The 13,704-nt window shown below is 55.9% G+C and carries 11 protein-coding genes; 8 read left to right on the forward strand and 3 right to left on the reverse strand.

All coding sequences use genetic code 11. From position 1 onward, the window contains the following. Positions 1–84: 84 nt before the first annotated feature. Complete coding sequence (gene scpB / locus OSO_RS48305; protein ID WP_010584965.1) at positions 85–1,029, forward strand: SMC-Scp complex subunit ScpB; 945 nt, start codon at positions 85–87, stop codon at positions 1,027–1,029. 444 nt (positions 1,030–1,473) lie between these two features. Here scpB and OSO_RS0120135 read toward each other — a convergent pair whose 3' ends face one another. Genes OSO_RS0120135 through OSO_RS0120145 form a run of 3 tightly spaced genes read right to left on the reverse strand, consistent with a single transcriptional unit; the run spans position 1,474 to position 7,055 of the window. After that, entirely contained in the window at positions 1,474–4,986 is a 3,513-nt protein-coding gene (locus tag OSO_RS0120135) for a hypothetical protein (protein WP_010584966.1), read from the reverse strand. A 52-nt stretch (positions 4,987–5,038) separates the two neighbouring features. After that, positions 5,039–6,457, reverse strand: a complete 1,419-nt coding sequence (locus tag OSO_RS44355) for a serine/threonine-protein kinase (RefSeq protein WP_010584967.1) — start codon at positions 6,455–6,457, stop codon at positions 5,039–5,041. Between the two features lie 7 nt (positions 6,458–6,464). After that, positions 6,465–7,055 (reverse strand): RNA polymerase sigma factor, encoded by a 591-nt coding sequence (locus tag OSO_RS0120145; protein ID WP_010584968.1) that lies wholly within the window; start codon positions 7,053–7,055, stop codon positions 6,465–6,467. Positions 7,056–7,783: 728 nt separating this feature from the next. Here OSO_RS0120145 and OSO_RS0120155 point away from each other — a divergent pair. The 7 genes from OSO_RS0120155 (at position 7,784) to OSO_RS0120190 (ending at position 13,689) form a co-directional block, all read left to right on the forward strand. Beyond that, the gene (locus OSO_RS0120155) at positions 7,784–8,752 is read left to right on the forward strand and encodes a hypothetical protein (RefSeq protein ID WP_157605357.1); all 969 of its coding nucleotides are present in this window, start codon (positions 7,784–7,786) and stop codon (positions 8,750–8,752) included. A gap of 2 nt (positions 8,753–8,754) precedes the next feature. Continuing rightward, positions 8,755–9,408, forward strand: coding sequence for a phosphoribosylglycinamide formyltransferase (purN, locus tag OSO_RS0120160; protein WP_010584970.1), 654 nt, complete (start codon positions 8,755–8,757; stop codon positions 9,406–9,408). 450 nt (positions 9,409–9,858) lie between these two features. Then, positions 9,859–10,614, forward strand: coding sequence for a DeoR/GlpR family DNA-binding transcription regulator (locus OSO_RS0120170; protein WP_010584971.1), 756 nt, complete (start codon positions 9,859–9,861; stop codon positions 10,612–10,614). 59 nt (positions 10,615–10,673) lie between these two features. Beyond that, complete coding sequence (pduL, locus tag OSO_RS0120175) at positions 10,674–11,375, forward strand: phosphate propanoyltransferase (RefSeq protein WP_010584972.1); 702 nt, start codon at positions 10,674–10,676, stop codon at positions 11,373–11,375. 102 nt (positions 11,376–11,477) lie between these two features. Next, the gene (locus tag OSO_RS0120180) at positions 11,478–11,786 is read left to right on the forward strand and encodes a BMC domain-containing protein (protein ID WP_029247250.1); all 309 of its coding nucleotides are present in this window, start codon (positions 11,478–11,480) and stop codon (positions 11,784–11,786) included. Positions 11,787–12,086: 300 nt separating this feature from the next. Continuing rightward, the gene (locus tag OSO_RS52660; RefSeq protein WP_029247251.1) at positions 12,087–12,353 is read left to right on the forward strand and encodes a BMC domain-containing protein; all 267 of its coding nucleotides are present in this window, start codon (positions 12,087–12,089) and stop codon (positions 12,351–12,353) included. A 142-nt stretch (positions 12,354–12,495) separates the two neighbouring features. Then, positions 12,496–13,689 (forward strand): acetate/propionate family kinase, encoded by a 1,194-nt coding sequence (locus OSO_RS0120190; RefSeq protein WP_010584975.1) that lies wholly within the window; start codon positions 12,496–12,498, stop codon positions 13,687–13,689. Positions 13,690–13,704 lie beyond the last annotated feature (15 nt).

The raw sequence follows: 13,704 nt of genomic DNA on the forward strand, positions 1-13,704 counted from the left end.
CGCTCAGACCGATCGATCTTGACCGGTTTGGCTGGTAGGAGGATATTCTCGTCGTATCGCCATCGCGTGAAGGAGTGCGCGTTCGTGTCCGAAACTGAAGACATCTCGAATCCGCAGGATGAGCCAGACGAAGAGATGCTGGATCTGGGCGACGGCCTGAATCCTGATGCGGGCGATACGTCTGAAGAAATGGTCGATTGGGGCAGTGATGACCTGGAAGCGGCCTATTTGAAGGCGATGTCGGCGCTGGATGCCTCGGACCTTGAACTTCCTCCCATGATGCCGGTCAAAGCGGCTCGCGAACCCCGACGCGACAGCGAGTCGGGCATTCCGAATGCCACCGAAGTTCCAGCCGACGCGAACTCCGAGACGGCAACGAACGAATCGGCCGACATTGCTTCGACGACTGCGCAAACAATCGAAACGCTCGTCGAGCCGATTGCCGAGTTTATCCCACCTCCACCAGCGGCACATTCGAGCCAGGCACAGACACCGACTCCCGAGGTTCGGTTGACCCCACGTCAGATCATCGAAGCGTGTCTGTTCGTCGGCGGTCCGGCACTCAATTCCAAGAAGCTGGTCGGGATTCTCCGAGGGGAATTCGATAGCGAATTCGCCGATCGGGAAATCGATTCCCTGAATCGCCAGTATGCAGCCGAAGGTCGTCCCTACGAAATTCGGCTGGGAGAAGGGGGATACCGGATGGCGCTGCGCGACGAGTTCGAACGCATCCGTCATAAGGTCTACGGGCTGGGCCCAAAAGAAGTGCGACTGTCGCAAGAAGCGCTCGAAGTCTTGGCTGTCGTCGCATATCACCAGCCGATCAAACAAGCACAGGTCGAAGCGTTGGGAAAACCGGGCTGCGGTTCCGTCCTGCGGCAACTCTTGCGGCGTGAATTGCTGGCGGTCGAACGTGACCCCGCCGCACCGCGCGAGGTCAGTTATAAAACGACCCCGCGATTCTTATCGCTCTTCGGAATACGCAACCTGGATGACCTACCACGGCATGAGCAGGTGTCGTACAAGTAGCCGGGCAGGGTGCTATTACGCAGGTTTTATGTGCGCCGCTGGCGATGCTAGTTCCCGATCGGCATTGATCCGTAGCAGGGCAATGAAGGTCGCTGAGAGACCATTCAACGTGCGGCTGTTCTGAACGACGTTTGCCGTTCGATTCCCAACCAACGGTGTTCCTCATTCCAGTATCGACGGGCAATGGCACAGCCAGTGAGACAGAAAAACAACGAACTCATCGTTCACGGAATCGCAGACATATTCTCAGACCCAACCGGGGCTGTGGAAAAAATAACCGTTCACAGACCGGGGACTGGCTCATTTTCCCGCGTCAAAGGGAAGGCTTTCCCTCGTGCGATGAACAGTAGATTCTAATTGAACCGGGAAAATGTGCCCGCCCCCCTCTCCTCGGGCTGTGAACGGTTACGCCGAAAAACATCGCAACGCGACCAGCCATCGCGCCTACCTGATTGGACGAATTTTGTTGTCCAACTTCCGTTCAAGCTCTAGCAGCACGTGCCCTTGAGGCAAAGACACCTCATCCGCGATGAATTCGGTGGGACGCGGTTCGCCGATTGGTGCGAGTTGAACTCTCAATGTGGTCTCGGTGAGCTCATAGATCCCGAGTTGACTTACCTCTACTCCGTCATCATTCGTTCCATGGAAATGAATCTGCCTCGGGGTCGACGTCAGATCCAGCCTGAAGTTGTTCAGCAGTCGGTATTCGAATGGATGAGGTCTTTCCTTGAGAGGCGACGATAAATCAATCGGAGCAGGTTGCTGCAGCAAGACCGTGATCCTTTCGAACTGCTGGCAGTTCCATTGACCTGCTGCGAACGCATAGGGGATCGGGTTCGGCATTGAACCCGTGTCGGTAAATTTCCAATTTTGATTCTGGATCAACACCTTCGCCGACAGTCCCGGATGACGTTTCGTGGCTCGATGGGTCCAGAGGCCATTAATCAACACGCGGTCATCCAGTAGCTGCTTTTCGATTTCCGGAGAATTCGGTGCTTTGTACTGGGCGAACGCATCGACAACGCTTCGAGAGATCTGACTTCCCGCGGTGGTCCCATAATACGAAACAACCGCGAGGTTGAGTTCCCTGAGCAGTGCGTATCCTTTGGGATCACCTCCAATGTTCTGAAGCGTTAAAATGATTGACATCAAATATTGATTGTGATTGGCGTAGATCAAAAAATCTCCAGGTTCGCGTTGCCGCAGAAACGAACTCTGTTCCTCAAGAAAGAGGTCAACGAGTGCGGGTACGGCCGCTTCTGCTGCAGGACCTAGTCGCCCCAGAATTTGAACAACATCAGCTCTGGATCTCGCCAGCTTGACAATCATCACGCCCAGTCCGGGTGTGTCAGGAGCGAGTGACACCAGATTGGCGGCGGTCACATGCCAAGGTGAAGCGTATGCTAAATAGGAGGCATCCGCTGGGAGGCCTCGACCGCTGTCGACCAGATCAATCATTCGTTTTTTCAAACCTGGAAAGTCGTCGAGCGGACGGTCCGAAAGACGCCAGACACAACTCGCGAGCGCAACGAGATCGTCTTGCTTATCCCGGTCACCTGCAGGGCTGCCGTCAAACTCCGTCATGATGGTGTTGGACCGGGATTTCACAGCCTCACGAAAAGTCGCCGATTGAAGTTGATCCCAAGTTCGAAATTGCACGGCCCGATGGATCATGGGGGAATCATTGTCCTTCGCTGCGGCAATCAAGTTGTCAAGAATAACCGCGCCAGAAAGCCGATTCAGTCCGGTCAATGCGGCGTTCCAAACGCGACCTTCCTCGGCCACGTCTCCCCCTTGAAACAACGATGCGGCCTGAAGAATTCCACGTACGATGCGCGTCTGATCTTTCGGTTGCGCCAGACGACTGCAAGCATCGATTGCCGCTTCCAACATTTCGGGCTTGCGCTCGGTTTCCAGAATTTCCAGCCACGAACTGTAGGCTCGGCCATCGAATGTCGGTTCGCGCGGCGATGCGGCAGCGGATTGCTCGGACATTACGGCCCGAGGACCCACATGTAAGGATATTCGCTCGGGTGAGTCGACATGGATGACGGCTCGTTTGGATTTCGATTCACTTACGGCGACTTCAATATGATGGATGGCATCTTTGATATACTCTCGTAGTGTCGAGAAGCGTGGGCGAATCACGTTGCCATCGTAGTCAACGATTTGTTCGTATTCAGTTGGTGTCTCGGCGATTGTCTTTTCGGCCAGTTGACGTAAAAACGGAAGGTCGCTTTCAGCAAATTCACGCAGATCAACCAGGCATTTCAAGAGACGAATCGATTCAATCACATCGTCATCTGAATGGCCGACTTGCAGCTTTCCGGTTTGGTCTGCAATCTGAATCTTGAATAGCGTCGCCACTTCGGGCATGTCTGGTACCAGACGTTTCACCCACGCGCGAACCCGACGATCATTTCTTTGACGAATCTGCCGGGCGTCTCCTGCCGATTGCGGCTCCAATGCCATCTGGAGAAATGCGAGAACCTGTCCCGAGAACAGCCCCGAACGCCCCAGAATCACCGCCGCTTGACCTCGCGTTTCAAACGAGTTGGATTCATTGAAAAAGAATCGCTGAACCATCGGAACTAAATCAGGGTACTCTGCCAGCGACTCGTCGTTCAGTGAAAGAATCCTGATGGAGCTGTCGACCACCCAATCCTCAAGTGTGTCGTCGCGCTTCGCCAAGATCACCAGGGCGTTGATCAACTCCTGAGCGTGCTCACTGAATTCACGCGCCAGCCCTTTGTTGACGCGTGTCGATTTGGATTGGCGCGCATCGACAACAAGATTGATTTGATCGGCTTGATCGGCCGCAACAAGGAGACCGTTAAAAATCGCTTGATATGTGTTTGTGACTTGTCGAGAGGGATTTTTGGTGGGCTGTTGAATCAGTTCTTCAACCAGAATGGAAGGTGGCAAGTTTCGTAACAGTTCAATCGATTTATCGACGAGTGAATAGATGTAGATTTCCGGAACCCTCTCAACCCCACGACGGAGATTCCCGTCGAATGGAACACGCAGCCCTATCGATTGGGCCATTAAAATGATGGCACGAATGAGCACGCGCGGTTCCGCGTCTGCAGACAAGTGCTTCAACGCGTTGATCGCCTCCGATAAGGCCGATGGATCTCGTTCCGTTTCCAGTTTCTGCAACCATGCCGAGAGTGGCTTACCCTGAAACGTTGGATTTGATACCGACGGGGAAATTGAGACAGAAGGAGCTGGCAGGCCTGGATCGCCAGCGGCGGCGGGAACGCTGATATCAGTATTCATGAATTCATCTGCAAGTGGTTGCGCATTCGGAACCAGCACCGATCCCTGACTTGCAACTCCGAATTTTTCTTTAACGGCTTCGTCAGTAGAACGAGACGTCTCCCAGTCCAGATTCGCAGTGGGGTCGATCAAATCATTCACACGTCGCTTTACGACTTCGGCCTTATTTTCTTGACGGCGGACTTGTGACAGACGGAGCGCATCGACGCGTTGGCTCAGTTGTTCGATTTCTTGCTTGCGCTGCTGTTGGCGGTATTCGAAGTGCCGCTCGATCACAGATTCGAGCTGTTTACGAAGTTCGACGGCTCCCTCGGGAGTGGCCACGAGAAGTTTCGCCGCGAGCGTTTTGGCATCGCGGTCCAGTTGGGCGTCTCGTTCGTCTGGCTGATCCGAACGCGGGGACGTGAGCGGCGGCGGCGCGCCAATGGCGGGCAGAACAGATTGATCCAGCAATCGTCGCTCGTCCGCTGGGGCGGTTCGCGCGAATGCAGATTCTGTTTTTGTGCGAGCCGGCTTTGTCGCTCTGGACTGCAGCGATTCTGCGGGATCCGGATAATAACTAGCGTAGCCCGGGGGCGGCCTGCGTTTGGTGAAATGGAAGACGAGCGCACCACAGATCAAAAGTGTGGCACTCAACGTCCAGATCAATGGTCGGTGAAGGCGATTTGAAAAGAACATGCTTTTCCTTCAGTTGATGAGGGACGCATCCCCCTATGGCGCGGCGATTGTTTTAGAAGTGGTCGAGCGGCAATGATTCGAGACGCTGCAGCACCGCGCGGATTTCGTCCGCTTCCTGTTCATGGCCGTCAGTCCAGACGGACTCACCGTTCGCGTTCGGTTCCGCGGCGACAGATTGTTCGGACGTTTTCTCGAACGGCTGTGGTCGTTCGAGAAAACGGGCCATCAGAAACAACAATGTTACGAGAATCACCATTGTCAGAGCGGAACCGATCATCCGCACCGGAACAGTGAATCTCCGAATTGAATGGTCCGACGTGAGGGCGACAACCTGAATGGGAAGTCGCCCTTGCGTCGGTTGTTGAACATGAGCGACGCACTGTTTCAGCAGATCGGCCACCTCGGCGGCTGACGAAAATCGTTGCGAAGGCTGCTTCGCTTGAAGCTTGGCAATGAACGCATCAAGCCAGTTGGGAACGCCGGCGCTAATTTCACAAAGTGATCGCGGCGTGTCATCGCAGACGCGCCGCAGCACGCCCATGGCCGTTTCCGCGCGGAACGGAGAATGCCCCGCGAGCAGCGTATACATCACCGTCCCCAGACTGAACAGATCCGTCAAATGATCCACCTGTTCGCCGCGCGTCTGTTCGGGCGACATGAATTGCGGTGTTCCCGCAATCACGCCGCTTTGCGTCAGACTGGCGTCGTCCGCGGCGCGGGCCAAACCGAAATCTGTCAGAAGCACGCGTTCGACGTTTCGTTCGAGCAGAATATTGGCGGGCTTGATGTCTCGATGCACGAGCCCCTGGGCATGGGCGGCGGCGAGACCTTCCGCGACTTGCTGACCGATCCGCAGCACATCCACGACGTCGAGCGGCCCTTGGCGAGTGAGACGCTGCTGGAGCGATTCACCTGGGACGAACGGCATCACCAGATATGGGGGATGATGCTGGCCATCGACGGCATAGATCGGAACGACATGCTGATGAACGACCGCTGCCGCCGCTTGCGCCTCACGAGCGAACCGGCGACGAGCCGCGGCACTCGTCGCGCAGTGCGGGTGCAGAACTTTCACCGCGACATAGCGATTGAGCTCATGGTCATAGCCCTTCAGGACGATGCCCATGCCTCCACTGCCGATGCGTTCCAGAATCTCAAATTCGCCGAGTCGTCCCAACATGGCGGGGTTGTCGGACGGGGACAGAAAATCGAGGGGCAGGGGATGTTGAGTCGACTCGAATGGCTCGCCAACGTCATCCAACGCCGCTCGCTCGATCCCGGCCTGCACCCCGGCAAGATTGCTGCGTGTCGAATTCCACCAGCTTTCGTCGGCGGCGAAGGATTCGAGTTGCTGCCGGCACGAGTGACAGGTCTCCAAGTGCAGCGCGACTTCGGTTTCGAGTGCGGAAGACAGCTTGCCATCGAGTAGTCGTCTCAAGCTGTCGCGATCACAATTTGCGGTACGAGCCATGATTGTTTTACCTCACGCTCTGAACGCACTCACGAAGCCGTTTCATCACTCGGCTGCGTGAGACGTAGACCATACCGACGTTGACACCCAGTTCATCCGCCACTTTCGCAGCGTCAATCCCATCGACGGCCGTTCTCCAAAACGCCTGCCAGGTCGGCTCGTGAAATTCATGGCGAATCTCACTGGCGGCCCAAAGAAACGTTTGCCTTTCTTCTTCGCGGTCAAACAGCGCCGATTCTTCACTGGCAGGATCGGGCAATTCGTCCAGCCAGCGTTTCAAATCACTGTGCCCGGTCGCCTGCGGATGACGGGATTGCCGAATCAGAAAATTGACGACGAGATTGCGAGTGATGGTGTAAATCCAGCCTCGAAATGATCCGCGAGCCGAACCCGGTTCCCAGCGATCGATCGCGCCGGCGATGGCAATGAGGACCTCTTGTGTGACCTCGCGTGCATCTGCCTCCTGTAGTCCTCGGCGGCGGACCAAACGCATGATGAGCGGTTGATAAATCTGCAGAAACACGGCCCACGCCGCTTGATCGCGCGGGTCACGCAATTTCAGCAGCAGGCTGGCTTGAGTTTCTGGAACCGGTGTCATGTCAGCTTCTCGATGTGATTTGAACTGAGGGCGCGCTGTGCAGTCGACGGATTCTCAATGAGCCTGCGCCGGCCTGACTCGTCAATTTTTCCTCGTCACCTAGCTTTTGCTTGGTGACACCATTTCTTCCTCTCTCTTCCTCGTTCCCAAGCTCCAACTTAATAACGCCTTCTCTTCCTCGTTACCAAGCTCCCGCTTGGTAACGCCTCTTGCGATTTAATTTTCCTTCGAGCAGGAAAGTAGACTCGAACCGACGTACACATTTCTGATGTGTAGGAAGCGTTGCCAAGCGGGAGCTTGGCAACGAGGGGAAAAGTTGCGATTTCTGTCGAGCCAGAGCGTCCCCAAGCAGGAGCAGGGGAACGAAAAACAGACCCAGGAACCGTGGTTTCGTGACTGCCAAACGACTCGTCTACAAATATCACAACGCCCGGAATGGAACCCTTGCGCGAAAAGTCGGCATTGTTTTCAATTTCAGCGGAATTGTGGCCCCAAACCCCGGTGCAGCGCCGTTTTTATGATCCTCTCGACTTTCCGAGCAACTCCCACGACAATAAGCTGGGCGAAATAGGCCAAACGGAAGCCGCATCGCTTTACGGGACGAGTGCTTGAGGGACGGATGCTCTCGCGATACGCGACGGAAATTTCAAAAAGGCCACTGATCGCCAGATAACGCCGTTCGGATGACGAATCACGAGGATTCGGAGGTTGCCAACATGAATCGCAGGATGAGAGTTGCATATGCGGTGCTCGCGTGTGCGCTGGTTTGGCAGGCCCCAACGATTGTCGCCCAGGATCGTGACCCGATTTTCTCAGTCGATCGATCGGACCCGCGACCGGAACGAACACCTCGGCCGCGCACCGAAGAAGAGTTGCTTGAAGCGAAGCGACGGGAGCTGTTGCAGGAGTTCGACGCAGAAACCAGCCTCGATCATGGTGAGTCGATTCACCCCAAGTTGATGCTGACCGTGAAAGACAACACGGTTGGTGTACGCTACGAAGAGCGTGAAGCCTACCTGCGAATCCTACGTCTTGCCCAAGAGGTTCCTCTCCGAAAACAGCAACGTTATGCGGCGGAAATCAAAATGGAACGTCGCGAGACGACGCCCGCCTACAAGCGCCGAAAGAAAGAGGATTTTCCTCAGTTTGTGGACCTCTTCACGCACCCCGAGTTCTACAGCGGACGGCCCGTCACGCTGCACGGCGTAATGCGGAAGCTGACGAAGTTTGAGGTGGGTAAGAATTCACTGGATTTGAATGAAGCTTATGAAGGATGGGTCTACACTCCGGATTCGCAGGGAAACCCGGCGGTCGTCGTGTTCACATCCAAAGATGAACGACTGCCCATCAGTGGCGATATGCAGGAAGAAGTTCGCTTTACCGGCTACTACTTCAAAATGTATGGCTATGACGCACAGGACACCACGCGCAAGGCTCCCTTGATTCTTGCGGGCGAGGTCGAATGGATTCCGCATCCTTATAAAGCCGTCTATCATGGGATCAGTCGCGGCTGGTATGCGCTGACGGCTCTCGCGTTCTGCATCGTCTGTTACATTGTGTGGCAAGTGAACAGGATCGAGATGCCACCACGCCCCGCTTCGACCATTGAACCGGATTTCACTCATTTTCCGCCGCGAGAGCACCCCGCGCCGGACCCATTCCATTCCCAACCGTTGGCAGAGACCGAGGATTCGTAACTGTGGCACGATTTCGCCCGTTGTCTGCTCCGTTGGAACGCCCAATTCGACTGGCTGTTTTGATCTCTGGTGGCGGCACCACGCTGATGAACTTGATGGCGAAGATTCGCCAAGGAGAACTCTCGGCCGAGATACGTGTCGTTCTGGCCAGCCGGGCAGAATGTGCTGGCGTAAAACGCGCCCAAGAACTGGGGCTACCCTGCCACGTCATTGCCCGAAAGACATTCGAATCAGTTGCAGACTTCAGCCACGCGATCTTTTCACAATGCCGCGCAAACGAAGTCGATTTGGTGGTTTGTGGTGGCTTCCTGTCTCTGATGACGGTGCCAGACGATTTTCTGGGCCGGGTCATCAATACGCATCCGGCACTTATTCCTGTTTTCTGCGGCAAAGGCTTTTATGGACATCATGTCCATGAAGCGGTGATCGCGCGGGGCGTGCGAATCAGTGGCTGCACGATTCACTTCGCCGATAACGAATACGATCACGGACCGATCATCGAACAGCGGGCTGTCCCCGTGCTGGATAGCGACACCCCCGACGACCTTGCCGCTCGCGTCTTTGCTTCGGAATGCGAAGCCTTGCCCGAAGCCATTCGCCGCTTCGCCTCCGGCCAACTCGAGATTGACGGCTCACGCGTCCGCACGATCCAGTAACCCATCGCCTCCTTCTTTCCTCTCTGTATCTCCGTGCCTCTGTGTCTCTCAACCCCACCCATGTGCATCCGAAGTACGCAAAACGTACAAGTTGGCCCCAGCGGGGGTAAGGGAGGCACAGAGAACGAATCTGTCGCCTGCAACCTGCTACTGCTCCCGGTAAACCAGGGAGCCTGTAACGACTATTCCGGCGAGCCAGCAGGTTGATCTCAGACGCCGATCGGTTCTCATCATTCCCGATCAACCTTTGGCGGACAATCCGCCGACAGCATGCGCGGGGGATTGCGCCGTGCGGTTGAATCCACCAGACCATCCTGACCCGTTCTGACGACTTGAGTGAATGATTGTGACTGGTTTTGATTGCAATCAGTCACCCGCATGCTAGAATGGGAAGAGTGCAGGAAGTTGTGAGGAATTCGGCCAACGCCCGCCAAGGAAGAGCCTTTGGTTATGATCCTCGATCAACGACGCGACGAAATCCTTCAAATCATTGAAGAAAAAGGATTTGTGTCATTGCACGAGCTCGTAGAGAAGCTGGGAGCCAGTGAATCAACGGTTCGACGCGATTTGGAATATCTTGACGGAATCGGTCAGATTCGACGGACACGAGGTGGTGCCGCTTATACCGGTGAGTCGCTGACGCCGTTCGAAGAACGAGGAAGTCGAGAAGTTACAGAGAAGGCGAAGATTGGGAGGGCGGTTGCGGATCTGATTGAGCCAGGTGAGACGATTCTGTTGGACGGGGGGACAACGACCCTGGAAGTGGCCAAGTCTCTTGTCGGCAAGCGGCTGCAAGTTGTGACGAACTCCTTGCCGATTGCCAACCTGCTATCTCAACAGGCAAACATCGAACTGATTCTGATCGGTGGTTATCTCTATCCCCGGACAGGAGTGGCACTGGGGCCGCTCGCAGAAGCGAACCTTGCGGAATTGAATGTTCCACGGGTGATCATGAGTGCCGGGGGGATTACCGAGAAGGGGTTGTTCAACAGCAACTCACTACTGGTCGAATGTGAACGGCGGATGATCAAAGCGGCCAAAGAAGTTTGGGTTGTGGCGGATAGCAGTAAATTCGGTCGTTCGGCACTCACCTTTTTGTGTGATTTGTCGAGCGTCACACGGCTGATTGTCGATTCTGGACTGAGTAACGCTTGGCGAGACGTTGTCGAACAGGCAGGCGTCAAACTAACAGTGATTGATGTGTAGTTGAGATTGAGGGAATTTGATCGGTTCTGACCGATGACACCTCGACGGAGATCAGGCGAATGGCGACGGAGTTGAATCGTAGTGAGATCGAGCAAATTGTTCGATCCGTTCTCGAAAAGCAACTGGGACACCCGGCCGCCGCACCTGCGGCGCAGGCCACCCGGAATCCTCTGCTCGTCAATATTTCGGCCCGCCATGTCCACCTCTCACAAGAACATGTCGAAGTCCTGTTTGGCCCCGGCGCCAAGCTGGAACCGATGAAAATGCTCTATCAGGACGGCTACTTTGCCGCCAAACAGACGGTCATGGTGGTCGGCCCGCGTAAGCGAATGCTGCCCGACGTCCGTGTGCTTGGCCCATGCCGTCCGTCTCAGGTTGAACTCGCGTTTACCGATTCAATTTCGCTCGGCATCGACGCACCTGTTCGAATCAGCGGCGATCACCGCGACACCCCCGGCTGCGTGCTGGTAGGGCCGGTCGGCGTCGTCGAGTTGAAGGCTGGCGTCATTCGCGCCATGCGGCACGTTCACATGAGCCCGGCCGACATGGAATATTACGGCGTCTCGAACGGCGATCGGATGCACCTTCGCATTGTGTCACCCGGATGCACGACGACGTTGGAAGACCTGGCCGTGCGTGGCGACCCAACAGTGAAACTGGAAGTCCACCTGGACACGGATGAGGGCAACGCGGTCAACCTGACGGCAGCCACCTCTGTCGAACTGATCAAGCCGCACGACTGTGCGTGCAAGGCTCATTAGGAACGATCACAGGCAAGCCGAGGCCTCACGCGTCTCGGATCGCCTGTAGGATAACGACAACTGACGACTTATTTCTCTCCCTGCTAGCAAAGGTTTACGACAATGGCGAAGGCGATGGAAGCTCTCGGAATGCTGGAATGTAAAGGTTTGGTTTGCTTGATCGAAGGCGTCGATGCGATGCTGAAATCGGCAAACGTGCAAATGGTCGGCTGGGAAAAGGTCGGCAGCGGTCTGGTGACCGCGTTCGTCGTCGGTGACGTCGCCGCCGTTAAGGCTGCGATCGACGCCGGTGCCAGCGCCGCCAGCAAGATCGGTGAAGTTGTCAGCGTTCAGGTCATTCCTCGTCCACACGAAGAATTGAGCGCGATCCTGCCGAAGCCCAAGGCCGGTGCGGAAAGCAGCGTGAACTGAATCACGGAACGCGTCAGACCCACTTGGCGTGCATCTGCACCCAACGGATTGACACACCGTGACTGACGAAATTTCCTTGGCGATCTTGTAGTGGAGGTGAACATGGCGAAAAAATCCAGTAGCCGCAAATCCACTGCACCGGTGCGGAGTCCTGCCACCCGCACCGCGACCCCGAAGGCCGAGCCCGCCAAGACCACGACGCGAGCGAGTACCCCGGCGACAACGGCATTGTCCGTTCCGCCTGTCGCGCTGCTCGAATCGATTCCTCCCAAACCGTCTCCGAAATCCGGAATGAATCCTATGAATGAAGCTATTGGAATGATCGAGACAAAGGGCTTGGTCGCTCAAATTGAAGCGGCCGATGCCATGCTGAAGTCTGCGAACGTCACGCTCGTCAAGCAGATTAACATTGGCGGAGCGTTCGTGACGACCGTCATCCGTGGCGACGTCGGCTCGGTTCGCGCCGCTGTCGATGCCGGTTCGGCCGCCGCCTCGAAAATCGGTGAGCTTGTCAGCGCTCACATTATCGCTCGTCCTGAGAAGAGCCTGCTGGACGCGTTCATTTAATCGTGAATCCAAGCGGAATTGACACGTCAACGCACATACTGGGGGACAGCAACATCGCTGTCCCAGGCTGGGCTTCGTCTCGATCAGTTCACCGCGCCGCGACCGTGAGTGAATGAATCGGGCGTGAGCCACGGAGGATGCCATGAAAGTACTCGTCGCCAACCTGGGCTCAACGAGTTTCAAATATCGCCTGTATGACCTGCCGAGCGAAACGCAATTGGCGCGCGGCGGGATCGATCGCATTGGTATGGCGGCCAGTGCCTGTTTTGTGGAAATCAACGGCCAGAAGCAGGAATCGACCTTACCAGTCGCCGACCATGCTGCCGCGGTGGGAATGTGTCTGGAACAACTGACACATCCTCAGCACGGTTGCCTGAAATCGGTCGAAGAAGTCGCAGCAATCGGCTTCAAGGCCGTATTCGCGGGAAATATGAGTGGCGTTCGCGTCGTCACTGATGAACTGCTCAAAAAGATGGAGGACTTGTCCGACATCGCCCCCGCGCATAATCCCATGTATGCCAAAGCGATGCGACAGTTGCGATCCGCGTTTCCCAAGCTGCCATTGGTGGCGGCGCTGGAAACTGGATTTCACGAGACAATTCCGCCCGAAAACCGCTTGTACGCAATTCCGTACGAGTGGTCTGAAGAGTTCGAAATTAAGCGCTGGGGCTATCATGGTGCGAGCCATCGCTACCTGAACACCCGCATGGTGCAACTGCTCGGACGCGGTGACCTGAAGGTGATTACCTGCCATTTGGGTGGAAGCAATTCACTGTGTGCCGCTCGCGATGGAAAGTCACAAGCCACCAGCATGGGAATGAGTCCGCAAACGGGTCTGCTTCACAACAACCGAGTGGGCGACTTTGATCCGTACGCTTTGCCGATTCTGCTGCGGAAGACCGGGCGTACGCTGGAGCAATTGCTGGAAGACTTGTCCAGCAAAGGCGGCCTGCTGGGCCTCAGTGGTGTCAGCCAGGACGCTCGCGACGTCGAAGAGGCCGCGGCGAAAGGAAACGCACGAGCTCAGCTTGCGCTGGACGTGTTTGTCGCTTCAATCCGACAGTATCTGGGTGCATACCTGACCGTGCTGGGCGGAGCTGATGCGATCGTGTTCAGTGCAGGGATTGGTGAGAACTCGTCCCTGATCCGTGCCGCAGTCTGTAAGAACATGGAATGGGCTGGAATCGAACTCGATCTCGCCAAGAATTCTTCGCTGCCTCGAGGCAGCGAAAGCCGAATTTCGACCGACTCCAGTCGCGTTCAAGTCTGGGTTGTTCCGACGAATGAAGAACTCGTTGTGGCACGCCAGACCGTGGAAGCGATCGGAAAGAAATAGTCAAAGGGATGACGA

Origin of the sequence: Schlesneria paludicola DSM 18645, from assembly GCF_000255655.1 — a bacterium.
GTDB lineage: Bacteria > Planctomycetota > Planctomycetia > Planctomycetales > Planctomycetaceae > Schlesneria > Schlesneria paludicola.

Excerpts from the sequence above, each read along its gene's own strand:
- OSO_RS0120145 (WP_010584968.1), bottom strand. The coding sequence starts at position 7,055 with ATGACACCGGTTCCAGAAACTCAAGCCAGCCTGCTGCTGAAATTGCGT.
- OSO_RS44355 (WP_010584967.1), bottom strand. The coding sequence starts at position 6,457 with ATGGCTCGTACCGCAAATTGTGATCGCGACAGCTTGAGACGACTACTC.
- OSO_RS0120135 (WP_010584966.1), bottom strand. The coding sequence starts at position 4,986 with ATGTTCTTTTCAAATCGCCTTCACCGACCATTGATCTGGACGTTGAGT.
- OSO_RS52660 (WP_029247251.1), top strand. The coding sequence starts at position 12,087 with ATGAATGAAGCTATTGGAATGATCGAGACAAAGGGCTTGGTCGCTCAA.
- OSO_RS0120170 (WP_010584971.1), top strand. The coding sequence starts at position 9,859 with ATGATCCTCGATCAACGACGCGACGAAATCCTTCAAATCATTGAAGAA.
- pduL (WP_010584972.1), top strand. The coding sequence starts at position 10,674 with ATGGCGACGGAGTTGAATCGTAGTGAGATCGAGCAAATTGTTCGATCC.
- OSO_RS0120155 (WP_157605357.1), top strand. The coding sequence starts at position 7,784 with ATGAGAGTTGCATATGCGGTGCTCGCGTGTGCGCTGGTTTGGCAGGCC.
- OSO_RS0120190 (WP_010584975.1), top strand. The coding sequence starts at position 12,496 with ATGAAAGTACTCGTCGCCAACCTGGGCTCAACGAGTTTCAAATATCGC.
- OSO_RS0120180 (WP_029247250.1), top strand. The coding sequence starts at position 11,478 with ATGGCGAAGGCGATGGAAGCTCTCGGAATGCTGGAATGTAAAGGTTTG.